Source organism: Streptomyces sp. NBC_00435 (assembly GCF_036014235.1).
In the GTDB taxonomy this organism is placed as follows: domain Bacteria; phylum Actinomycetota; class Actinomycetes; order Streptomycetales; family Streptomycetaceae; genus Streptomyces.
Map to the genome: position 1 here is coordinate 5,610,808 of NZ_CP107924.1, position 21,301 is coordinate 5,632,108.

The window sequence follows — 21,301 nt, forward strand, 5'->3', positions numbered from 1 at the left end:
TTCCCTGACCCGTCCCTGACTCATCCCTGAGACCGACCTCGGGGTCTCGGGTAGTACCTCAGGCATCCCTCTTCCTGAGGACGAGGTAGCCGCCGAGGACCGAGGCGGCCACCCACAGGACCATGATCCCGAGACCGCCCCAGGGACCGTAGGGCGTCTCGGGACTGCCCATGGACTCCGGCACGATCTGCATGATCCTGGATCCCGCCTTGTCGGGCAGGTACTGGCCGTACTTGCGGGTCGTCTCGAAGCCGCTGAGGAGGTTCGAGACGATCAGGAAGAACGGGATCAGCACGCTGATCGAGGCGACCGAGCTGCGCAGCATGGCCGCCACGCCCATGGAGAACAGGGCCAGGAGCGCCATGTACAGGCCGGCGCCGACCACCGCGCGCAGGACGTGCTCCTCGCCGATGCCGGTGGCGCGGTCACCCAGGATCGCCTGGACGAGGAAGAACGAGACGAAGCTGGTCAGCAGTCCGACCACCAGGGCCAGGGCCGTGGCCACGGTGAACTTGCCCAGCAGGAAGTGCCCGCGCCGCGGGACGGCGGCCAGCGAGGTGCGGATCATCCCCGAGCTGTACTCGGTGCTGACGACGAGCACACCGAAGACGATCATCGCCAGCTGGCCGAACTGCATCCCGGTGAAGCTCAGCAGGGTGGGGTCGAACGTGGCCTTCTCCTCCGGCTTCATGGTGTCGAAGCTCGCGTTGATCAGGGCGGAGAGGCCGGCGCTGAACCCGACGGTGGCGAGGAGCGCGATGGCGAGGGTCCAGCTCGTGGAGGCGACCGTACGGATCTTGGTCCACTCGGACTGGAGGACGGCGGGGAGCGCCATGCTCACTCACCACCCTTGCGCGTCGCCTCGAAGCCGGCGCCCCACGCGGGGACGTCGGCCGGCCTGGCCGGGTTGCCGGTGGCCGCGCCGGGACCTGCCGGGAGCCCCGGGGCCCCCGGTGCGTGGGCGTGGTACTCGACGGAGTCCGCCGTCATGCGCATGAACGCTTCCTCCAGTGAAGCCCGCTGCGGGCTGAGTTCGTGCAGCACGATCTGGTGCTGGGCGGCCAGCTCGCCGAGCCGCTCCGCCTCCACGCCGTCGATCTCCAGCGTGCCGGTCGCCGGGACGCTGATCGCGTCGATGCCGGCTCCGTGCAGGACGTCCTTGAGCCGTTCCTGCTGCGGGGAGCGCACGCGGACGTAACTGCGGGAGTTCTGCTGGATGAAATCCGCCATGGACAGGTCGGCGAGCAGCTTTCCCTGTCCGATGACGATCAAATGCTCTGCGGTCAGCGCCATTTCGCTCATCAGATGGGAGGAAACGAAGATCGTCCTTCCCTCTGCCGCGAGCCCCTTCATAAGATTGCGGATCCAGAGAATTCCCTCCGGGTCCAGACCATTGACGGGCTCGTCGAACATCAGGATCTCCGGGTCGCCGAGCAGCGCGGAGGCGATTCCGAGCCGCTGCCCCATGCCCAGCGAAAATCCTTTCGACTTCTTCTTCGCCACGGCGGTCAGGCCGACCAGGTCCAGGACTTCCGAGACCCGGCTGCGCGGGATCCGGTTCGACTGGGCCAGGCAGAGAAGGTTGTTGTACGCGCTGCGCCCGCCGTTCATCGCCTTCGCGTCCAGCAGCGCCCCGATGTACTTCAGTGGCTCCGGCAGGTCCCGGTAGTGCGCCCCGTCGATCCGGACCGTACCGCTGGTCGGATTGTCGAGGTCGAGCATCATGCGCATGGTCGTGGACTTCCCGGCCCCGTTGGGGCCGAGGAAGCCGGTGACCACCCCCGGTTTGACCTGGAAGCTGAGGTTGTCCACGGCGGTCTTCGCGCCGAATCGTTTCGTGAGGCCCTCGAGCTCGATCATTCAGCCACGCTAGAACGCCTGAGGGCCCTACGCCACCTCTAACAGGTGACACAAGGCCCTCGGTGTTGAAGCGGAGCGTCGGCTTCCGGTGACTGGAGCGCGACTAGCGGCTCTGCTGCGCCGGAACGCCGCGGGTGACCGGCTCGTCGTCGATCGGGGAGGCGGCGGCGGCGACCGCGGCACCCGTCAGCGTCGCCAGCATCTCGCGGACGTTGGTGAGCTGCGCGTTGATCGAGTCGCGGCGGTTGGTGAGCGCCGCCAGCTCGCGCTCGGACTCGCTGCGGATCCGGTCGGCCTTGGCGTTGGCGTCGGCCACGATGTCCTCGGCCTGGCGCTGCGCGGTCTCCACGGTCTGGCGGGCGCGGCGCTCGGCGTCCGTACGGAGCTTCTCGGCCTCCAGGCGCAGCTGCTCCGCGCGGTGCTCGATCTCCGCGAGGCGCTTCTCGGCCTTGGCCTGGCGGCCGGCCAGGTCGCGCTCGGACTGCTCGCGGCGCTTGGCGAGGTTGGTCTCGAAGTCCGCGGCGGCCTGCGCGGCCTTCGCGCGGGTCTCCTCGAAGAGCGCGTCGGCCTCCTCGCGCTTGGAGGCCGCGTCCTTCTGGGCCTCGGTGCGCAGCGAGGCGGCGTCGCCCTTGGCCTTCTCGACGATCCGGACACCCTCGTCCTCGGCGGTCGACTTCCGGTCGGCGGCGAACGACTCGGCGTCGTTGCGCACCTGCTGGGCAGCCGACTCGGCGAGCTCACGGTGCTGCTCGGCCGCGCGACGGGCCTCCTCGCGCAGGTCCTTCGCCTCCTCCTCGGCCAGGCGCAGGATCTTCTCGACCCGGGCGCCGAGGCCGGCGTACGACGGCTCGGCGTCGTTCACCTGGGCCTGGGCGTTCTGCGTCTCGAGGTGCAACTCCTCGATCCGCTTTTCCAGAGAGTTGATACGTCCTAGGGCGCTGTCGCGGTCGGAGACCAGCTTGGTGATGCGGTCGTCCACCTGACCGCGGTCGTAACCACGCCGCACGAGCTCGAAGCCGAAGGGGGAGGAAGTGTCGCTCATGGGGTTCCTGTCGAATGAGACCGATGAGGTACTACGCGAGGTGTTAGGTGTTAAGGGGAATCCTAGGCGCCAGGACGGCGTGTCATCGAGTCAATCCGCGTTTGATCTGGACAATGACACCCCTTTTGAGTGGCAAGGCGACAGAATGCTTGTCACCCGTTCGCCTGAACCTCCATCAGGAGCACACAGTCCGGCGCACTGGCTAGCCCTCCGACGTCTTCCCACCCGAACGAGTGGAACCCGCTGTCGCACCGGCCTTCACGCCCCCCGCGCCCTGGCCGCCGACCCCAGGCTTTCCGCCACCCGAAGGCGCCTCGAATGATTCCAACGCCTCAAGAACGTCCTGGACACGGGAGATCTCCGCCTGAATGTCCTCGCGCCTGCGCACCAGGACCGCCAGCTCGCGCCGGCCCTCGTCGACGAGCCGCTCGGCCTCCGCGGTGGCTTCCGCGAGGCGGCCCTCGGCCAGCCGCACCAGCTCCGCCTTCTTCTGCTCGGCCTCCTTGAGCAGCGCCTCCGCCTTGCGGACCGCGGCGATACGGACCTTGCTCGCCTCGCTGCTCGCGTCCGACACCAGCTCCTTGGCCTTGGCCTCGGACTCGACGCTCTGCTCGGTCGCCGCCCGCACCAGCTTGTCCACGCGCTCGCCGGCCGACTTCATCTGCTCGGCCGACTCCCGGCGGGCCCGCTCGTGCAGCTCCTCGACCTCCGCCTCGACGCGGCCGCGCAGCTCCTCCGCCCGATCCCTTATGGCCGACGCGTCGCTGCGCGCCCCCACCAGCAGTTCGTCGGCGTCGGTACGGGCCTTCTCCACCAGGGAGTTGCCCTCGACGGTCGCCTCGGAGGTGATCCGCGCGGCTTCCTTGCGCGCCGCGTCGACCATCGCGTCCGCCTGCTCCTCGGCCGCCGTCGTGGCGGCCAGGGCCTGCTTCTGCGCGTCCCCGGTGAGCTTCTCGGCCTCCGACGAGGCCTCCGTGATGAGCCGGTCGACCTGCGTCGCGGCCTCGCTGCGGCGCTTGTTGGCCTCCTCGCGGGCCTCGTCCAGCACCCGCTCCGACTCGGTGCGGGCCTCGCCGCGGATCCGCTCCGCTTCGGTCGCCGCCTCCGCCTTGACCCGCTCGGCCCCGGACCGGGTACGGGTCGCGTGCTCCTGCGCCGAGGACAGGGCCTCGGCCGCCTCCGCGCGCAGCCGCTCGGACTCCTTCGCCGCCTCGCCGACCGTGTGCTCGTTGTCCTTGCGGGTCTGCTCGGTGAGCCGGTCCGCCTCCGCGACCGCCTCGCCGATCAGGTGGTCGGCCCGCTCGGCGGCCTCGGCGCGGATCCGTCCGGCCTCGGTGCGCGCCTCGTCCAGGGTCTGCTCGGACTCCCGCTCGGCGCTCGCGAGGGTCTCGTTCGCCGCGACCGTGACGCGGTCCGCCTCCGCGGTGGCCTCGCCGATGATCCGGCCGCCCTCCGCGCGGGCGTCGTCCAGGGTGCGCGCCGCCTCGGCCCGCAGCCGGTCGGCCTCCGCCGCGGCCTCGCCGACGGTCGCCTCGTTGGCCGCGCGCGTCTCCTCGACGAGCCGGTCACCCTCGGTGCGCGCGTCGACGAGGATCCCCGTCGCGTCCCGCTCGGCGCCGGCCAGCGTCTGAGCCGCCTGGGCCGTGAGCCGCTCCGCCCTGGCACGCGCCGCCTCCAGGGCGGACTCGGCCTCGGCCGTGAGCCGTGCGGCCTCCTTCTCGGCCTCGCCGACGGTCAGCGCGTTGGCCGCGCGGGTCTCCTCGGTGTGCCGGTCGGCCTCCGCGGTGGCCTCGGAGATCAGGCGGTCCGCCTGCTCCGCCGCCTCCGTGCGCAGGCGGTTCGCCTCGGCGCGGCCCTCGTCCAGCGTGCCCGCGGCCTCGGCGCGGGTCGCCTCGGCGGCGGCCAGGGCCTCCGTCGTGAGGCGCTCCGCCTCCGCGGCGGCCTCGCCGACGGTGGCTTCGTTGGCCGCGCGGGTCTCCCCGGTGAGCCGCTCGGCCTCGGCGTGGGCCTCGGCGACGATCCGGCCGCCCTCGGCGCGCGCGGACTCCAGGGACTCCGCGGCCTCGCCGCGGATCCGGTTCGCGTCGTCCCGGGCGTCGGCCTTCGTACGGGCCGCGTCGCGTTCGGACGCGGCCAGCGCGTCCGTGGCCTCGGTACGCACCCGCTGCGCGTACTCCGCGGTGTCGCTGCGCAGCTGCTCGGCCTCGGCGATCGCGTCGCCGACCGTCCGCTCGGCCAGCGCCTTCGCCGCGTCCGTCTCGGTGCGCGCCTCGCTGCGGATCCGGTTGGCGTCCTCGGTGGCCCGCTCCCGCTCCGCGTACGCGTCGGCGCGGACCCGGCCGGCCTCTTCCTCGGCCTCCGTCTTCGTACGCTCCGCGGAGTGCTCGGCCGCGCTGCGCAGCCCCGCGACCTCTTCCTCGGCCTGCTCGTGCAGCCCGGCCACGGAATCGCGCACCTGCTGGGCGGTGGCCTCGGCCGCCGCGACCACCTCGGACGCGCGCCGCTCGGCCTCCTCGGTGAGCCAGACCGCCTCGGCCTGGGCCTCCTCGGAACGCTTGCGGGCCTGGGCGAGGAGCTCCTCGCTCTCCTCCCGGGCCTGCGCCCGCTCGCTCTCCGCGTCCGTGCGTGCCGAAGCGAGGGTCTCCTCGGACTCCCGGCGGCGCCGGGCGGCCTCCTCCTGGGCGGCGGCCAGCGCCTCGGCGGCCTCCTGCGCGACCCGCTCGGCGGCGGCCTTGGCCTCCGCGCGCAGCCGGTCGGCGGTCTCCTGCGCCTCGGAGCGCAGCCGCTCCGCCTCGGCCTCGGCCTCGCCGGTCAGCCGTACCGCGTTCTGCTCGGCCTCGGCGCGGACCCGGCCGGCGTCCGCGGCGGCGTCGGTGCGCAGCTGGTCGGCCTCGGCCTCCGACTGCGTCTGCAGCGTGCGGATCCGCTCCGCCGACTCGGCGCGCAGCCGGTCGCTCTCCTCGGTGGTCTCCTTGCGGATGTTCTCGGCGGCCGCCCGGGCGTCGCGCAGGGTCTGCTCGGCCGTGGACAGGCGTCCCTCGGCGTCGGTGTGCAGCCGGACGAGCTCCTCGTCGGCCTCCGCCCGCTTCGCGGACAGGGCCTGCTCGGTCTCCTCGCGCCGCAGGGCCGCCGCGGCGTCCGCCTCGGCCCGTACGGACTCCGCCCGCTCCTCGGCCTCCGCGCGCAGTCGCTCGGCCTCGGCGCGGGTCCGCTCCAGGGTTTCCTCGGCCTGCCTGCGCAGGGTGGTGGCCCGCTCGACGGCCTCGCCGCGGACCCGCTCGCTCTCCGTGTTCGCGCCCGTGCGCACCTCGTCGGCGTCGGAGCGGGCCTTGCCCAGCAGCTCCTCGGCGGTGCGGGCCGCCTCCTCGATCTGCTGGACCGCCTCGCGGCGGGCCTCGCCGCGGATCCGCTCGCCCTCGGCGACGGCCTCCGCGCGCAGCTGCTCGGCCTCGCCGCGCAGCCGGCGGGCCTCCTCCTGGAGCTCGACCGTACGGGCCCGGTATTCCTCGGTGTCGTCCTTCGCGGCGCCCTTGAGCTCGTCGGCCGTGGCCGCGGCCTGGGCCTGCAGGCGCAAGGCCTCCGCCTCGGCCTCGCCGCGGATCCGCTCGGCCTCCTCGGACGCCGCCCGGGTGGTGGCGCGGGCGTCCTGCGAGGCCTTGTCCAGGACGTCCTCGGCGGTGCGGGCCGCCTTCGCCAGCTGGGCCGCGGCATCCTCGGCGGCCGCGGTACGGGCCTGGTCGCCGGCCTCGCCGCGGAGCCGGTCCGCGTCCGCGCGGGCATCGGCCAGCGCCTGCTCTGCCTCGCCCTTGAGGATCTCGGCTTCCTTGGTGGCCTCGCCGACCAGGCGGGCCACCTGCTCCTTGGCGGTACGGGTGCGCTGCTCGTTGACGGATTCCGCCGAGGCGAGCTGCCGTGCGGCGCTCTCCTTGGCCTCCGCCAGCAGCTTCTCCGCGGCCGCGCGCGCCTCCCGCAGGGCCCCGTCGGCCTCCTGGGCGCGCTGCTCGGCGACCCGGCCGAGGTCCATCGTCTGCTGGCGGGTCTGCTCGGCCTCGGCGGAGGTGCTGGAGCGCAGCCGCTCCGCGTGCTCGGTGGCCTCCTGGGCCTGCGCGGAGGCGGCGGTCAGCAGCCGCTCGGCCTCCTTGCGGGCGCGCAGCAGCGTCGATTCCGCCTCGGCGCGTGCGGATTCGTTCTCGGAGGCGAGCCGGCGGGTGGCCTCGGAGGCGACCCGGGCGGCCTCGGCGCGCGCGGCGTTCAGGGTCTGCTCGGCCTCGGCGCGTGACTCGTCCATGAGCCGGCGGGCCTGCGACTCGGTGCGGGCGCGCAGCTGCTCGGCCCAGGCCACGTTCTCGTTGACGTGGGCTTCCACCGTCTGGCGGCGCTCGGCCAGCTCCTGGTCCAGGCGCTGGCGGCGGTTGACCGCCTCGGCGTGCAGTTCGGCCTGGAGCCGCGCCTGGTGCTCGGCGTGCTCCTGAAGGATGCGCTGGGTCTGCGCCCGTACGTCGCGCAGCTCGCGCTCGGCGTCGGAGCGCATCTGGTCGGCCTGGATCTGGGCGTTGCGGAGCAGCTGCTCCGCCTGGTAGCCCATGTCCGCGCCGTCGTAAGCGGGGCGGGACGCCAGATTGCGGCGTACCTCATGGAGCTTGGCGCGCAGCACCTCGACCTGGTACCCCAGGTCGTCGGCATGCTGGACGGCCTTCCCGCGCTCCTTCTTCAGCCGCTCCATCTCGGCTTCGAAGCGCGAGAGATGGTCGGCCTCGGCCTGTTGGCTCTCCTGGCTTTCGTAGCCCCGCACAGCGCGGTCCCATCCGTCCCCTGGTCGCAAGCTCATTCCCAAATGAACACCGTCCGCCCGCTGAACGACGCCCCCGGGGAATGGTGTCAGATACCGGGGAAGGGTCACAGGCCCCGACCCCGTCCGCACCGAACCCCGGCCGAGCCAGAGCCACTCTACCGGCCGGGGAAACGGGACATCAGTGGTCGGGGTTGCTCGTGACCAGTTCGGTCAGGACGCCGTGGCAGTCCTTGGGGTGCAGGAAGGTGATCGAGGACCCCATCGAGCCGGTGCGGGGCTGGTCGTAGAGGACGCGGACGCCCTTGCCGCGGATGGCCTCCGAGTCGCCCTGGACGTCCTCGGTGCCGAAGGCGATGTGGTGGACGCCCTCGCCGTTCTTGGCCAGCCACTTGCCGACGGCGGAGTCCTCGCGGGTGGGCTCCAGGAGCTGGAGGTAGGAGGCGCCGCCGTCGGAGGTCTCGTTGATCTTGAGCATGGCCTCGCGGACGCCCTGCTCCTCGTTGACCTCGGAGTGGAACACCTCGAAGCCGTAGGTGGCACGGTAGAACTCAACCGTCTTGTCCAGGTCGAAGCAGGCGATCCCGATGTGGTCGATTCTTGTCAGCATGGACACAGTGCAGCGCTCCGGGAGGTGGTTACGCAACGTGCGCGCGATCACACTGGCGCGCCGGTGACGCCACGGGTACCGCTCAGTACATTCGGGTAAACCCTCGTTCACTCCTCATCATCAAGGGGCTGTGCTCCATGTCCGGAACGAACAACACCACGTCAGTGATCGTCGCCGGGGCCCGCACGCCCATGGGACGGCTGCTGGGCTCGCTGAAGTCCTTCTCGGGTGCCGACCTCGGCGGCTTCGCCATCAAGTCCGCGCTGGAGCGGGCCGGGATCTCCGGTGACCAGGTCCAGTACGTGATCATGGGCCAGGTGCTCCAGGCCGGTGCGGGCCAGATTCCCGCCCGCCAGGCCGCCGTCAAGGGCGGGATCCCGATGAACGTGCCCGCGCTCACCATCAACAAGGTGTGCCTGTCGGGCCTCGACGCCATCGCCCTGGCCGACCAGCTCATCCGTGCCGGCGAGTTCGACATCGTGGTCGCGGGCGGCCAGGAGTCCATGACCAACGCCCCCCACCTGCTGCCGAAGTCCCGCGAGGGCTACAAGTACGGCGCCATCGAGATGCTCGACGCGATGGCCTACGACGGCCTCACCGACGCCTTCGAGAACATCGCGATGGGCGAGTCCACCGAGAAGCACAACACCCGCCTGGGCATCGAGCGCGCCCCGCAGGACGCCTTCGCGGCCACCTCCCACCAGCGGGCCGCCGCCGCGCAGAAGAACGGCGTCTTCGAGGCCGAGATCACCCCGGTCGAGATCCCGCAGCGCAAGGGCGACCCGGTGATCTTCTCGCAGGACGAGGGCATCCGTCCCGAGACCACCGCCGAGTCCCTCGGCAAGCTGCGCCCGGCCTTCACCAGGGACGGCACCATCACCGCCGGCACTTCCTCGCAGATCAGCGACGGCGCGGCCGCCGTGGTCGTGATGAGCAGGGCCAAGGCCGAGGAGCTGGGTCTGGAGTGGCTCGCCGAGATCGGCGCCCACGGCAATGTGGCCGGCCCGGACAACTCGCTCCAGTCGCAGCCCTCCAACGCGATCCTGCACGCGCTGAAGAAGGACGGTCTGGAGGTCGCCGACCTGGACCTGATCGAGATCAACGAGGCCTTCGCGGCGGTCGCCGTGCAGTCGATGAAGGACCTCGGAGTGACCCCGGAAAAGGTGAACGTCAACGGCGGCGCCATCGCCCTGGGTCACCCGATCGGCATGTCCGGTGCCCGTGTGGTGCTGCACCTGGCGCTCGAGCTCAAGCGCCGCGGCGGCGGCGTCGGCGCGGCCGCCCTGTGCGGCGGCGGCGGGCAGGGCGACGCCCTGATCGTCCGCGTCCCGTAGCGGGCCGCCCCGCACCGGGCCGCCAGCCGGCCGCCCGTGGCCGGCCGCTCAGAGCCGAACCCGTACGAGAACCGAGGAGCGCACACGTATGACGGCGGTGGACGTCCCCCAGCTGGTGGCACAGGCCCGTGAGGGCAGGCCACGAGCGGTCGCCCGGCTGATCTCGCTGGTCGAGGGGGCGTCCGCGCAACTGCGCGAGGTGATGGCGGCGCTGGCGCCGCTCACGGGCAACGCGTACGTGGTGGGCCTCACGGGCTCCCCGGGGGTCGGCAAGTCCACGACCACCTCGGCGCTGGTCTCCGCGTACCGGCAGGCCGGCAAGCGGGTCGGCGTACTGGCCGTCGACCCGTCCTCGCCGTTCAGCGGGGGCGCGCTGCTCGGCGACCGGGTGCGGATGTCGGACCACGCCTCCGACCCGGGGGTCTACATCCGCTCCATGGCCACCCGCGGCCACCTGGGCGGCCTCGCCTGGGCCGCACCGCAGGCGATCCGGGTGCTGGACGCGGCCGGCTGCGAGGTGATCCTGGTCGAGACGGTAGGGGTCGGGCAGTCGGAGGTGGAGATCGCCGCGCAGGCGGACACCTCGGTGGTGCTGCTGGCGCCCGGGATGGGCGACGGGATCCAGGCCGCCAAGGCGGGCATCCTGGAGATCGGCGACGTCTACGTGGTGAACAAGGCCGACCGGGACGGCGCGGACGCCACCGCCCGGGAGCTGAACCACATGCTGAGCCTCGGGGAGTCCCGCGGCAAGGGCGACTGGCGGCCGCCGATCGTGAAGACGGTCGCGGCCCGGGGCACGGGCATCGACGAGCTGGTCGAGGCACTGGAGAAGCACCGGGCGTGGATGGACGAGCGCGGGGTGCTGGCCGAGCGCCGTACGGCCCGGGCCGCGCGCGAGGTCGAGACGATCGCGATCACCGCGCTGCGGGCCCGGCTGGCCGACGTGCACGGCGACACCCGTCTGGAGGCCCTGGCGGCGCGGGTGGCCGCGGGCGAGCTGGACCCGTACGCGGCCTCGGACGCGCTGCTGGCGACTCTGACGGAACCGGATGCGGAGCCCGCGGGCCGGTCATAGACTGGCGAACGCCCGGAATGCCCCAACGCAGGGAGGTTTCATGGCGAAGCGCGGCAACAAGAAGCGAGCCCGCAAGAAGAAGAAGGCCAACCACGGGAAGCGTCCCAACTCCTGACCGTGGGGACCGACCACATACGGAAGCCGCACCTCGTCCACGGGGTGCGGCTTCCGTATGTGCGGAGCGGCTCACGGCTCAGCCGTTGTTGTCGTTGTTGTCGTTGTCGTTGTCGTTCGAGTCGGAGTGGGACGCGGTGACCTTGCCCGAGGTGGGGTCCACGTGCACGTTCTGGGTGCCGGAGGCGGTCTTGACCTCGACGTCCCAGTAGCGGGTGCTGTCGTCGTCGTCCCAGCTCACCGACGAGACCGTGCCCGCGTGGGCCGCGAGGGCGGCCTTCATGGCCTCCTGGGCGGTGAATTTCGCGGCGATCAGCGCGGCGTCCTCGTCGCCGTCGTCGTCCTGGTCGGTGTTCTCGACGGTGACCGCGCCGCCGGCCGCGGCGACGAGCAGTTCCGTGTGGCTGCCGTCCTTGGCGATCACGTTCACGTGCCAGACCGGGCCGTCCTTGTCGAGGGACTCGATGACTCCGGGATGGCTCTTGAGGGCCGCGGTGGCGGCCCCGTCGGCGTCGACCGCCGCGCGCAGGGGCGCGGAGACGGGCGTGGACCCGGCAGCCGCTTCGGCGGTGGACGCGGCGGCGGCCGCCACCGGTCCCGTGACCAGCAGGACTGCGGCGGCCGCGGCCGACGAGACGTACAGGGTGCGCTTCATGGCTTGACCTCCTCAGGCCGGCCATGCGCTTACGGTTGCTCGGCGGCGGCCGGCGAGCGAGCGTTACCGCCCATTCTCCGACCTGCGGCCGGGGAGCGCCGCCCGGAGCTCCCCGGCCCGGGGCTCAGCCCTTGCCGCGCCCCGCGCGCAGGTGCTCGGCAACGGGGCCGAGGGACGCGCGTAGAGCCGCGAGCGCATCCGGCGGGAGCAGGTCGATGAAGTGCCGGCGGACGGACGCCACGTGGTGCGGGGCGACCTTGCGCATCGTCTCCATGCCCTCGGGAGTGAGTACGGCATAGAGCCCGCGGCGGTCGGACTCGCAGTTCATGCGGCGGACCAGGCCTGCCGATTCCATGCGGGTGATCTGGTGCGAGAGCCGGCTCTTGGACTGGAGGGTCGACGTCGCGAGATCGCTCATCCGCATCCGGTGCTCGTCGGACTCGGAGAGGTTCACGAGGATCTCGTAGTCGTTGTTCGTGAGCCCGAAGGGCTGGAGATCCTTTTCCAGCTGGTGCATCAGCAGTCTGCTGACGTCCAGATGAGTGCGCCAGGCACACTGCTCGGCGTCGTTCAGCCAGGGGGTGGCCGTCTCGGTCTCGATGGTCTCCATGAAAGAACTCTACCTAAGAAGTTGAATTGCGTACAAAAAATGCCCGGGTGGGCCCGGGTGGGCCCGGGTGGGAGGGGTGGGGCTACAGCCCGAAGCGGCGCTGGAGATCACCCAGCTGCCCCGGCATCCGCGGCACGCCCAGCTGCCCGAGCGGCCCCTGCGCCGCCCCGGGGACGCCCTGCGCGTTGCCCGTGGCCGCACCGGCGCCCACGGCCCCGATCGCCTGCTCCGCCATCAGCATCTCCGACGACTGGAGCAGCACCGTCCCGGCGCCCACGAACTCGAACTGGTGCTCCTCGCCCGAGGAGCCCCCGATTCCCGTCAGTGAGCGCAGGCCGCCGATCACGCCCGACATGTACCCGTGGTCGTAGTGGTGGCAGGGGGAGGGGCAGTCCGCCCACCCCACCAGCGCCTGCGGGTCCACGCGCAGCGGCGGCTCCATGAACACCACCGGTCCGTTGGACGCCGCCACGAACTTCCCGGTTCCGATCAGGGTGAGGAAACCGGGGACGATCGACTGCTTCAGCGCGAGCGAGGGCTGGTAGGCCAGCAGATTGCCCGACCTGATCGTCAGGTTGCCGTTGTCCAGGTCGTACGAGTTCACGTCGAAGGCCCGGTCGGCGAGGAGCATCTTGCCCTGGCCCTCGGCCACCACCCAGTCGCTCGCGTGCAGCGGCGAGTGGAAGCTGGTGCGCAGCAGCCGGTCGAAGCGGCCGTGGCCGATGCCGTTGAACTCGATGCGCCCGTAGTAGGCGATCATCTTGCCCTTCTGCAGGAACCACTGGCTCCCCTTGAGCTCCACGCAGAAGGTGTAGGCATTGACGTTGTCGTCGGACGGCAGGGTGTACGGGTCGAGGACCGTCGGGCCGCCCGGTCCACCGGTTGCAGGACCAAAGTTCACAGCTTCTCCTCCGAGGCCTGTACGTACACCGCGCCCTGTCCGGACAGCTCCAGCTGGAAGGCCTCGCCCGAGCCGCGCCCGACCATGTCGCGCCAGCCCAGCGCCGTGGACAGCTTGTTGCGGACCTCGCCGTGGTGGGCGACGTAGGCCTGCGGGTCCACGTGGACGGGCCGCTGCGGGGTGATCGGCAGTTCGATGACCCCGCCGTGGGCCATCACGGCCACCGAGCCGTGGCCCTTGAGGGTGGTGGTGAACAGGCCCTGGCCGCTGACCTGGCCGCGCACCATGCCCATGACCCCGCCCTGCGAGCCCATGAACATCGTGCCCTGCTGCAGGGTGCCGTCGAAGGCGAGCAGCCGGTCCGCCTCCACGTACAGGGTCTCGCCGGTCAGGCTGATCACCTGGATGTGGTGGCCGCCGTGGCCGAACATCACGGTGCCGTTGCCCTCGACCTCCATCAGCGGGGTCTGCTCGTTGGCCACGCGGCGGCCGATCATGCCCATGACCCCGCCCTGGCCGCCGGTCAGGCTCGGGGTGAAGGAGACCTCGCCGCGGTAGGCGAGCATCGCGCCGCGCTGGCTGTACATCTTCTGCCCGGGTACGACCTGGGCCTCGACCATCTTCGAGTTGATCTCACGGAACGGCATCAGATGTCGCCCCCGATGGTGTTGCGCTCGCTGGGCTGTACGTACACCAGGCCCTCGCCCTCGAAGCGGATCTGGAACGCCTCGCCGGAGCCCTCGCCGATCAGCGTGCGGAAGGTCACACCGGACTGGAAGGACTGCTGGAGGTTGCCGGTGTGCGCGATGTACGCCCCGGGGTCGACGGAGAGCGGGTACTGGGCGCTCACGCGCAGCACCACCGCCGGACCGTCGGACACGATCGCCGCCTGCCCGTTGCCCTCGACGGTCGTGGTGAACAGGCCGTTGCCCGTCACCCCGCCGCGCAGGCCGGTGAAGGTGGTGCCGGTGCGCAGGCCGGCGTCGGTGCACAGCAGGTTGCTGGACTCGACGTACAGCTTCTCGCCGCGCAGATTGACCAGATTGATCTCGCTCGCCCGGTCGGCGAAGAAGCAGGTGCCGTGCCCCTGCACCTCCATCACGGTCATCTGCTCGCCGGTGAGCCGCCGGGTCACCATCCCGCGGAGGCCTTCGCCACCGCCTGTCATCTTCTTGAAGGCCATCTGGCCGTCGTACGCGACCATGGCGCCGTTCTTCGCTTTCACGGCGTCACCGGTCAGGTCGACGGCGAGCACCTTGCTGCCTTGGAGTCGGAACTGAGCCACGGGAAGACGTTATCGGCAGAGGGCGGGACCGAACAGGGCCCGTTGGCCGATATCGGCTCCGATCGGCCGCGACCGGGCCCCGCGCCAAGATCTTCCGGGCCGGCTGAGACACTGGGACGGACCCCCGGCACCCACCCCGAAGGTTCCACGTGGACATCAAGACCGCTTCCGCCCTGCACCGGCTGCGCCTCATCTCCGTACCGGAGGCACTGTCGTTCCCGGCGCTGCTGATCTTCGGCTCGGTGCTGAGCCGGATCTCGGACATCGACTACCTGATGATGCCGCTCGGCATCCTCCACGGGATCCTCTTCGTCATCTACGCGGTGTTCCTGCTGGATGTCTGGAACAAGGCCAAGTGGCCCCTGAAGAAGGTCGCGCTGTTCTTCCTGCTGGCCCTGGTGCCCTTCGGCGGGCTCTACGGCGACCGGGTGCTCAAGCGCGAGGAGTCGGCCGGCGTGCTCGCGGCCCGTGCCCGTGAGGCGGCCCGCGCATGATGATCGCGTTCTCGGTGACCCCGCTGGGCGTGGGCGAGGAGGTCGGCGAGTACGTCGCCGACGCCGTCCGCGTCGTGCGGGAGTCCGGACTGCCGAACCGTACGGACGCCATGTTCACCACCGTCGAGGGGGAGTGGGACGAGGTGATGGACGTGGTGAAGCGCGCGGTGCAGGCCGTGGAGGCGCGTGCGCCCCGGGTCTCCTTCGTCCTCAAGGCCGACATCCGTCCCGGCGTCACGGACGGCATCACCTCCAAGGTGGAGACGGTGGAACGCCACCTCGCCGGGGGCTGATCCCCCGTTGGTCCCTTTCGAACGCCCCCGGCCGTCGCGGCCGGGGGCGTTCGCGTTCCCGCCGGCCCGCGCGGCCACCCGTACGGCCCCTGAGCGAGGACACGGAACGGAACCGCCCGCTCGGCCGAATCCAGTTCGACACGACCAGGTATCTCCCCTTTCGTTGGGGTATGGACCTCGGTTTCGATCACTGGAGGAACCGTGCGGCAGGCATCCTTCGACTACGAGACCCACAGCCGGCTCGCCGGCCCCCTCGAGGAGCCCGATCCTTCCGCCGCCTACCGGGTGACGTACCGTTCCCTCCTCGCGGGCGAGGACCTCCGGACCCGAATACGGGCCCTCGCACTCATGACGCTGGCACCCCTCGCCGCCGCGGGGCTGCTCCTCTACCTCGTCTGGCCCACGCACTGGACGGTCCGGGAGGGCGGCGAGCGCTGGCTGGTCCGGTGCGACGCCGTCATGCTCGGATCCATCGGCCTGATCATGCTCTTCATGCTGGTCAACGTGGTGTCGATCGCCCATGCCACGCTGGTCGCCCGGGACCCCGTGCCGGTCACCGCCGAACCCGGCACCCGCGTCGCCTTCCTCACCACCTACGTGCCCGGCAAGGAACCCCTCGCCATGGCCGCCGCCACCCTGCGCGGGGCGGTGCGCGTGCGCCACGACGGGCCGCTCGACGTCTGGCTCCTCGACGAGGGCGACGACCCCGGGGCCCGGCGACTGTGCGCGGAGCTCGGCGTGCGCCACTTCACCCGCAAGGGCGTCGCCGAGTGGAACACCGCCGCGGGCGCCCACCGGGCGCGGACCAAGCACGGCAACTACAACTCCTGGCTGGCCCGGCACGGCGGGGAGTACGACTACTTCGCCTCCGTCGACACCGACCACGTACCGCTGCCGGAGTACCTGGAGCGGATGCTCGGCTTCTTCCGCGACCCCGACACCGCCTTCGTCGTCGGCCCGCAGGTCTACGGCAACTACACCACCACGGTCACCAAGGCCGCCGAGTCCCAGCAGTACCTCTTCCACGCGCTGATCCAGCGCGCGGGGAACCGCTACGGCGCCCCCATGTTCGTCGGCACCAACAACGCGGTGCGGATCAGCGCCCTCGCGCAGATCGGCGGGCTCTACGACTCCGTCACCGAGGACATGGCCACCGGCTTCGAGCTGCACCGCCGCCGCAACCCCGCCACCGGGCGGTTCTGGCGCTCCGTCTACACCCCGGACGTGCTCGCGGTGGGGGAGGGGCCGAGCACCTGGACCGACTTCTTCACGCAGCAGCTGCGCTGGTCGCGGGGGACGTACGAGACCCTCCTGCGGCAGTACTGGCGCGGCTGCCTGCGGATGCCCCCGGGCCGCTGGCTCAACTACACGCTGATGCTGCTCTACTACCCGATGACGGCCGTCAACTGGCTGCTCGGCGTCCTCAGCTGCGTCCTGTTCCTGTGGTTCGGCGCCTCCGGCACCCAGGTCTCCTCCGAGGTCTGGCTGATGCTGTGGACCGACGCCGCCGCCCTCCAGGTCGGCCTGTACCTGTGGAACCGCCGCCACAACGTCTCGCCGCACGAGCCCGCCGGCTCCGGCGGACTCGCCGGCATGGCGATGTCCGCGATCTGCGCGCCGGTCTACCTCAAGTCGCTCGGCTCGGCGGTGCTGCGCACGCGGGGACGCTTCGTCGTCACCCCCAAGGGAGGGGTCGCCAGCCCCGACCGCCCGGCGACCTTCCGGGTCCACCTCCTGTGGGCCGCCGTCCTGCTCCTCTCCCTCGCCGCCTCCGTGCGCTACGGCCACACCCACGCGGCCATGCGCCTCTGGGCGGTGCTGGCGCTGGCCGTCGCCCTCGCTCCGGCGGCCGTGTGGGGGGCGACGGCGCTGCGGGCCCGGTGCGGGCTTCGCGGCCGGGTGCGGGCGGCCGTGCCCGGCGGGGGGCCCGGGCCGGGTGGTGGGGCCGGGCCGGGCGAGGAGCCGGAGCCGGCGTTCGCGACGACCGCGGGAGGGGACTGAGGCATGGCGTACCGCCCTTCGAAGCAGTTCAGGAAGACCGCCCTGGGCGCCGGGGTCGCCGCCGTGCTGCTCGCGCTCAACGCGCCGGCCGCGCTCTCCTTCGCCGGGGACACCTACCACTCGTACAAGATCGGCCGGTCCAGCTACCGCATCCAGTACGGCTCGTGGGGGCTGATCGACCTGCCGGCCGAGTACCGGATCAACGCCATGCACGCGGCGCTGCTGCACACCGGCAAGGTGCTGCTGATCGCCGGCTCCGGCAACAACCAGCGCAACTTCGACAAGGGCACCTTCTCCACCGTCCTGTGGGACCCGAAGGACGACACCTTCAAGAAGATCCCGACCCCGGAGGACTTCTTCTGCTCGGGCCACAGCCAGCTGCCCGACGGACAGCTGCTGGTGGCCGGCGGGACCGCGCGCTACGAGGTGCTCGACGGGAAGGTCACCCGCGCGGGCGGCGGCATGCGGGTCAAGAACGAGAGCCCCGACAAGGCGGTCAGGCTGGCGAAGGGAACCGTCTTCCGGTCGCCCTCCGGGGTCGAGTACGTGTCGAAGTTCGACGTCACCGTGCCGAAGGCCACCCGCCGGTTCGAGGTCCCGTACGGCAGCGGCGGGCGGATGATGCCGTGGAAGACCGAGGTGGTGGCGGCGGAGGCGCGGGTCTTCGTCGAGGCGGTCCAGGAGGGCGCCGGGGGGCTCACGACCCAGGCCGCGCAGTACGCGGTGGCCGGGCTCACCGGCAAGGACGCCCGCGACGTCTACGGGCTCGCGGAGCGGCTCAGCGCCGACAAGCAGGACTTCCAGGGCATCAAGTCCGCCTACGAGTTCGACCCGGTGGCGGAGAAGTACGTCCCGGTCGACCCGATGCGGGACGCCCGCTGGTACCCGACCCTGGTGGGGCTCCAGGACGGGCGGGTCCTCGCCGTGTCCGGGCTCAACGACGTGGGCGACGTCGTGCCCGGCGACAACGAGTACTACGACCCGCGGACGAAGAAGTGGTCCAAGGGCCCCTTCCGCTACTTCCCGACCTACCCCTCCCTCTTCCTCGCCCAGGGCGGCAAGCTGCTCTACACCGGCTCCAACGCGGGCTACGGCCCCAAGGACAGGGGGCGCGAGCCGGGAGTGTGGGACCTGGCGACCAACCGGTACCGGAAGGTCGGCGGGCTGGCCGACCCGGACCAGCTGGAGACCTCCTCGTCGGTGCTGCTGCCCCCGGCCCAGGACCAGAAGGTGATGGTGCTCGGGGGCGGCGGGGTGGGCGAGTCCAGGCTCTCCACCGCCCGGACCGCGGTCGTGGACCTCAAGGAGGCCGAGCCGGTCTTCCGCCCGACGGCCCGGCTGCCGCAGGGGGTGCGCTACCTCAGCAGCGTGCTGCTGCCCGACGACTCCGTCTTCACCACGGGCGGCTCCGCCGACTACCGGGGCCGGGGCGCCAGCGACATCCGCAAGGCGCAGTTCTACTACCCGCGCACCGACACCTTCGTGGCCGCCGCCTCCCCGACGGTGGGCCGCAACTACCACTCCGAGGCGCTGCTGCTGCCCGACGGACGGGTGGCGACCTTCGGCTCCGACCCGCTCTTCGCGGACAAGGACAACACCAGGCTGGGCAGGTTCGAGCACCGGCTGGAGGTGTACACCCCGCCGTACCTGTACCGGGACGCGGCGCTGCGGCCGGTCCTGGGCGCGGGCCCCGGGGAGGTCGCCCCCGGCTCCCGGGCCACCTTCCGGGCGCCGCGGGCGGAGCGGATCGAGCGGGCCCGGCTGATGCGGCCGAGCGCGGTCACGCACACCACCGACGTGGAACAGCGGTCGGTCGAGCTGGGACTGGAGAAGACCGCCGACTCGGTGACGGTCACCGTGCCGGTGGACCCGACGCTGGTGCCGCCCGGCTGGTACATGCTCTTCGTGACGGACGCGGACGGCACCCCGTCGGTGGCCCGGTGGATCCGGGTCCGGGAAGTCCCCGCCCCCGCACCGCGGGAGTCCCGGGACGGCTGGCTGAGCTAGGGCCTGTCGTCGAACTCCCGTCTGCCGCACGACGACAGACCCTAGGACTGGTCGTCCGTGGAGCGGCGGGCCAGGCCCAGTGCGTAGTCGGGCCACCAGGTGCCGGCCGGCGGGCCGCCGCGGCAGGTGCCGTCCGACTCGCCGGGCCGCTTGATCCAGAGGTACGCGTCCACCAGCGGGTCACCCGTCCCGGCGGTCGGCGGCGTGCCCAGCGCGCGGCCCGGCGGGTTGCACCAGGCCTGCTCGCGGTTGCCCTGGAGGGGGCCGTCGCCGTTGCGGCTGGTGTCGATGACGAAGTGCTTGCCCCTGGTGGCCTTCGAGAGGGTGGCGCCGTACTCCCGGCCGGCCTCGCTGGGCTGGAAGTTCGAGACGTTGAGGGAGAAGCCGTCGGCGTGGTCGAGCCCGGCCTCGTAGAGGGGGCCGACCAGTTTCGCCGGGTCCGGGATCCAGGCCGGGTTGCCGGCGTCCAGGTAGACCCGGGTGTTCTTGTTGCGCTTGAGCCGGTCGACGGCCTCGGAGAGCAGCCGCAGGCGTTCGTCGTGGTGGTCGGCCCGGGTGCACCCGTCGACGAGGTGCGCGATCGCGTCCGGCTCCAGGACGACCAGGGCCTTGGTGTCCGCGATGTTGTCGGCGAAGGCGCCGATCCAGCTGCGGTAGGCGGCGGCGTCGCGGGCTCCGCCGGCCGAGTGCTGGCCGCAGTCCCGGTACGGGATGTTGTACGCCACGAGGACCAGGGTGCGGCCGGCCGCCCGGGCGCCCGCCCTGGCCCGGCGGATCTCGGGCCCGGGGTCGCCGGCCGGACCCCACAGGGCCATCGGCCGGTCGGCGATGCGCCGCAGCACCTGGGCGTCGCTGTTGCGGCCCTGCGCCTCCCAGGCGGCGACCTGGCGGGCGGCGTCGCTCTGCGGGTCCACCCAGAACGGGGACTCGTCGACGAGACCGACTCCCGCCGGGTGGTTGGGGGGTGCGGACTCCGGCTGTGCGGAGGGGGCGGGGGCGCAGGCGGCTGCCGCGGCCAGGGCGAGTGCGAGGGCGAGCAGGGTGACGGGGCGTCTGCGGGGGCGGCCTGGCATCCGGCTTCCTCGGGGCGAAGGGTGGGGCGTCGGACCGGGCCATCGTGACATAAGGGGCAGAAAGGTCGGGCTGCGACACCGCCGCGTGCGGCCGGGCGGGGGTGGGGTGTGCCGCCGCCGTCGCGCCCGGGCCCCGCGCCTCAGTCGCAGGCTGGGTCGGCCGATCCGTCCGGGTCCGGGCTGGTGAGGGCGATGGCCAGGGGGGTGCGTTCGTAGAGGATCTGGTGGCCGTGGCGGGAGGAGATGAGGAGGCCCGCCCCCTGGAGGGCCTTCAGGTGGGAGGAGACCGTGGAGGGGGCCAGGGACAGGCGGTGGGCCAGGGCCGTGGTCGAGGCGGGTTCGGTCAGGGCGCAGAGGACATCGGCGCGGGCGCGCCCCAGCAGCCGGGCCAGCGCCTGGGGGGCCGGGCCCGCTGGGGCCGTCCACAGCGCGCCGATGCCCCTGGCCGGGTACACCAGCGTCGGTTGCCACGGCGGGTCGTAGCCGCCGACCACCTCCGGCCAGACGAAGGCGCTCGGCATGAGGAGGAGCCCCTGGCCGTCCAGTGAACGGTCGTGGTGGTTGCGGCGGTCGATGGTGAGGGTGTTCCCCGACCACCGCAGATCGGGGTGGAGGCCGTCGAACAGCGCCTCCAGCCCGCCCGCCGCCAGCCGCCGCGAGTGGAACAGGATGTCCGCCTCCAGCAGGGCGCGGAGCCGGGGCCAGTGCGGGGCCACCAGCGCCTGCCAGGCCTGCTCGTAGAGATCGGCCAGCTCCTGGACCGCCCGCGCCGGATCCGCCAGCATCCGCTGCCCGGCCCCGCTCTCCAGCGCGCCCGGGGTGCACACCAGGCTCCGCCGCAGGTCCTCCCGCGCCGCTTCGGGATCGGCGGCCCGGACCCGCGCCAGCTCCTCCTCGAAGGTGACCGACGGACCCGTCGGCGGCGGGCTGAGGAAGTCCGGATTGTGCCCGGCGAGCGGCATCAGCAGCCAGAGCGGCCGCAGGTCCAGCCCGGCCGCCGCCGCCCGGATCCGGCGGAGCCAGGGCAGGTGGTAGGTGTGCCGCTGCGGTTGCAGCAGGACCCGTACCGCCTCCTGGGTTTCCCAGCGGGGCGAAACGGAGAACCGGCAGCGCAGCAGATCGACCGGGCCGAAGCGGAAGTGGAACGTCACTGTGCGG

General features: G+C 72.1%; 19 protein-coding genes. 7 read left to right on the top strand and 12 right to left on the bottom strand.

Annotation, left to right across the window (positions count from 1 at the left end):
• Positions 1 to 58: 58 nt before the first annotated feature.
• The 5 genes from OG389_RS25915 to mce all read right to left on the bottom strand — a co-directional run bounded on the left by OG389_RS25915 (position 59) and on the right by mce (position 8,301).
• On the bottom strand, positions 59 to 835 hold the full coding sequence (locus tag OG389_RS25915) for an ABC transporter permease subunit (RefSeq protein WP_328304097.1): 777 nt from the start codon (positions 833 to 835) through the stop codon (positions 59 to 61).
• Positions 836 to 837: 2 nt separating this feature from the next.
• Positions 838 to 1,860 (bottom strand): ATP-binding cassette domain-containing protein, encoded by a 1,023-nt coding sequence (locus OG389_RS25920; protein ID WP_328300841.1) that lies wholly within the window; start codon positions 1,858 to 1,860, stop codon positions 838 to 840.
• A gap of 103 nt (positions 1,861 to 1,963) precedes the next feature.
• Entirely contained in the window at positions 1,964 to 2,902 is a 939-nt protein-coding gene (locus OG389_RS25925; protein WP_328300842.1) for a cellulose-binding protein, read from the bottom strand.
• A 202-nt stretch (positions 2,903 to 3,104) separates the two neighbouring features.
• Complete coding sequence (scy, locus tag OG389_RS25930; protein ID WP_328300843.1) at positions 3,105 to 7,694, bottom strand: polarized growth protein Scy; 4,590 nt, start codon at positions 7,692 to 7,694, stop codon at positions 3,105 to 3,107.
• A gap of 178 nt (positions 7,695 to 7,872) precedes the next feature.
• A complete protein-coding gene (mce, locus tag OG389_RS25935) occupies positions 7,873 to 8,301 on the bottom strand; it encodes a methylmalonyl-CoA epimerase (protein ID WP_274549601.1) in 429 nt (142 codons plus the stop codon).
• A gap of 137 nt (positions 8,302 to 8,438) precedes the next feature.
• Here mce and OG389_RS25940 point away from each other — a divergent pair, with 137 nt between their 5' ends.
• The 3 genes from OG389_RS25940 to OG389_RS36830 all read left to right on the top strand — a co-directional run bounded on the left by OG389_RS25940 (position 8,439) and on the right by OG389_RS36830 (position 10,825).
• Positions 8,439 to 9,635: an acetyl-CoA C-acetyltransferase gene (locus OG389_RS25940; protein WP_328300845.1), complete on the top strand. Its 1,197-nt coding sequence runs from the start codon at positions 8,439 to 8,441 to the stop codon at positions 9,633 to 9,635.
• 88 nt (positions 9,636 to 9,723) lie between these two features.
• A complete protein-coding gene (gene meaB / locus OG389_RS25945; RefSeq protein ID WP_328300846.1) occupies positions 9,724 to 10,710 on the top strand; it encodes a methylmalonyl Co-A mutase-associated GTPase MeaB in 987 nt (328 codons plus the stop codon).
• Positions 10,711 to 10,750: 40 nt separating this feature from the next.
• Positions 10,751 to 10,825, top strand: coding sequence for a 50S ribosomal protein bL37 (locus OG389_RS36830; RefSeq protein ID WP_383947182.1), 75 nt, complete (start codon positions 10,751 to 10,753; stop codon positions 10,823 to 10,825).
• A 78-nt stretch (positions 10,826 to 10,903) separates the two neighbouring features.
• Here the strand turns inward: OG389_RS36830 and OG389_RS25950 are convergent, their stop codons facing one another.
• The 5 genes from OG389_RS25950 to OG389_RS25970 form a co-directional block, all read right to left on the bottom strand.
• Positions 10,904 to 11,479 carry a PepSY domain-containing protein gene (locus tag OG389_RS25950; RefSeq protein WP_328300847.1) on the bottom strand — a complete coding sequence of 192 codons (576 nt, stop codon included), beginning with the start codon at positions 11,477 to 11,479 and terminating at the stop codon, positions 10,904 to 10,906.
• Positions 11,480 to 11,603: 124 nt separating this feature from the next.
• Positions 11,604 to 12,080: a MarR family winged helix-turn-helix transcriptional regulator gene (locus OG389_RS25955; protein WP_328304099.1), complete on the bottom strand. Its 477-nt coding sequence runs from the start codon at positions 12,078 to 12,080 to the stop codon at positions 11,604 to 11,606.
• Positions 12,081 to 12,171: 91 nt separating this feature from the next.
• The gene (locus tag OG389_RS25960) at positions 12,172 to 12,990 is read right to left on the bottom strand and encodes an AIM24 family protein (protein WP_328300848.1); all 819 of its coding nucleotides are present in this window, start codon (positions 12,988 to 12,990) and stop codon (positions 12,172 to 12,174) included.
• Positions 12,987 to 13,637, bottom strand: coding sequence for an AIM24 family protein (locus OG389_RS25965; RefSeq protein WP_328300849.1), 651 nt, complete (start codon positions 13,635 to 13,637; stop codon positions 12,987 to 12,989). The genes OG389_RS25960 and OG389_RS25965 overlap by 4 nt, the downstream gene beginning before the upstream one ends.
• A complete protein-coding gene (locus OG389_RS25970; protein WP_328300850.1) occupies positions 13,637 to 14,275 on the bottom strand; it encodes an AIM24 family protein in 639 nt (212 codons plus the stop codon). Before OG389_RS25970 ends, OG389_RS25965 begins: the two co-directional genes overlap by 1 nt.
• A gap of 149 nt (positions 14,276 to 14,424) precedes the next feature.
• Here OG389_RS25970 and OG389_RS25975 point away from each other — a divergent pair, with 149 nt between their 5' ends.
• From OG389_RS25975 to OG389_RS25990, 4 genes are all read left to right on the top strand, one after another.
• Positions 14,425 to 14,769, top strand: coding sequence for a DUF3817 domain-containing protein (locus OG389_RS25975; RefSeq protein ID WP_328300851.1), 345 nt, complete (start codon positions 14,425 to 14,427; stop codon positions 14,767 to 14,769).
• Positions 14,766 to 15,062, top strand: a complete 297-nt coding sequence (locus OG389_RS25980) for an MTH1187 family thiamine-binding protein (protein ID WP_328300852.1) — start codon at positions 14,766 to 14,768, stop codon at positions 15,060 to 15,062. Before OG389_RS25975 ends, OG389_RS25980 begins: the two co-directional genes overlap by 4 nt.
• 201 nt (positions 15,063 to 15,263) lie before the next feature.
• Entirely contained in the window at positions 15,264 to 17,063 is a 1,800-nt protein-coding gene (locus OG389_RS25985) for a glycosyltransferase family 2 protein (RefSeq protein WP_328300853.1), read from the top strand.
• A gap of 3 nt (positions 17,064 to 17,066) precedes the next feature.
• Positions 17,067 to 19,070: a kelch motif-containing protein gene (locus OG389_RS25990; protein WP_328300854.1), complete on the top strand. Its 2,004-nt coding sequence runs from the start codon at positions 17,067 to 17,069 to the stop codon at positions 19,068 to 19,070.
• A 41-nt stretch (positions 19,071 to 19,111) separates the two neighbouring features.
• Here OG389_RS25990 and OG389_RS25995 read toward each other — a convergent pair whose 3' ends face one another.
• Both OG389_RS25995 and OG389_RS26000 read right to left on the bottom strand, forming a co-directional pair.
• Positions 19,112 to 20,143: a glycoside hydrolase family 6 protein gene (locus tag OG389_RS25995; RefSeq protein WP_328300855.1), complete on the bottom strand. Its 1,032-nt coding sequence runs from the start codon at positions 20,141 to 20,143 to the stop codon at positions 19,112 to 19,114.
• Positions 20,144 to 20,283: 140 nt separating this feature from the next.
• Positions 20,284 to 21,294, bottom strand: coding sequence for an ArsR/SmtB family transcription factor (locus OG389_RS26000; RefSeq protein WP_328300857.1), 1,011 nt, complete (start codon positions 21,292 to 21,294; stop codon positions 20,284 to 20,286).
• Between the last annotated feature and the right edge of the window lie 7 nt (positions 21,295 to 21,301).

Bases quoted from the DNA above. Each gene is read 5' to 3' on its own strand.
- OG389_RS25915 (WP_328304097.1), bottom strand. From the start codon at position 835: ATGGCGCTCCCCGCCGTCCTCCAGTCCGAGTGGACCAAGATCCGTACG.
- OG389_RS25920 (WP_328300841.1), bottom strand. From the start codon at position 1,860: ATGATCGAGCTCGAGGGCCTCACGAAACGATTCGGCGCGAAGACCGCC.
- OG389_RS25925 (WP_328300842.1), bottom strand. From the start codon at position 2,902: ATGAGCGACACTTCCTCCCCCTTCGGCTTCGAGCTCGTGCGGCGTGGT.
- mce (WP_274549601.1), bottom strand. From the start codon at position 8,301: ATGCTGACAAGAATCGACCACATCGGGATCGCCTGCTTCGACCTGGAC.
- OG389_RS25940 (WP_328300845.1), top strand. From the start codon at position 8,439: ATGTCCGGAACGAACAACACCACGTCAGTGATCGTCGCCGGGGCCCGC.
- meaB (WP_328300846.1), top strand. From the start codon at position 9,724: ATGACGGCGGTGGACGTCCCCCAGCTGGTGGCACAGGCCCGTGAGGGC.
- OG389_RS25950 (WP_328300847.1), bottom strand. From the start codon at position 11,479: ATGAAGCGCACCCTGTACGTCTCGTCGGCCGCGGCCGCCGCAGTCCTG.
- OG389_RS25965 (WP_328300849.1), bottom strand. From the start codon at position 13,637: ATGCCGTTCCGTGAGATCAACTCGAAGATGGTCGAGGCCCAGGTCGTA.
- OG389_RS25980 (WP_328300852.1), top strand. From the start codon at position 14,766: ATGATGATCGCGTTCTCGGTGACCCCGCTGGGCGTGGGCGAGGAGGTC.
- OG389_RS25990 (WP_328300854.1), top strand. From the start codon at position 17,067: ATGGCGTACCGCCCTTCGAAGCAGTTCAGGAAGACCGCCCTGGGCGCC.
- OG389_RS25995 (WP_328300855.1), bottom strand. From the start codon at position 20,143: ATGCCAGGCCGCCCCCGCAGACGCCCCGTCACCCTGCTCGCCCTCGCA.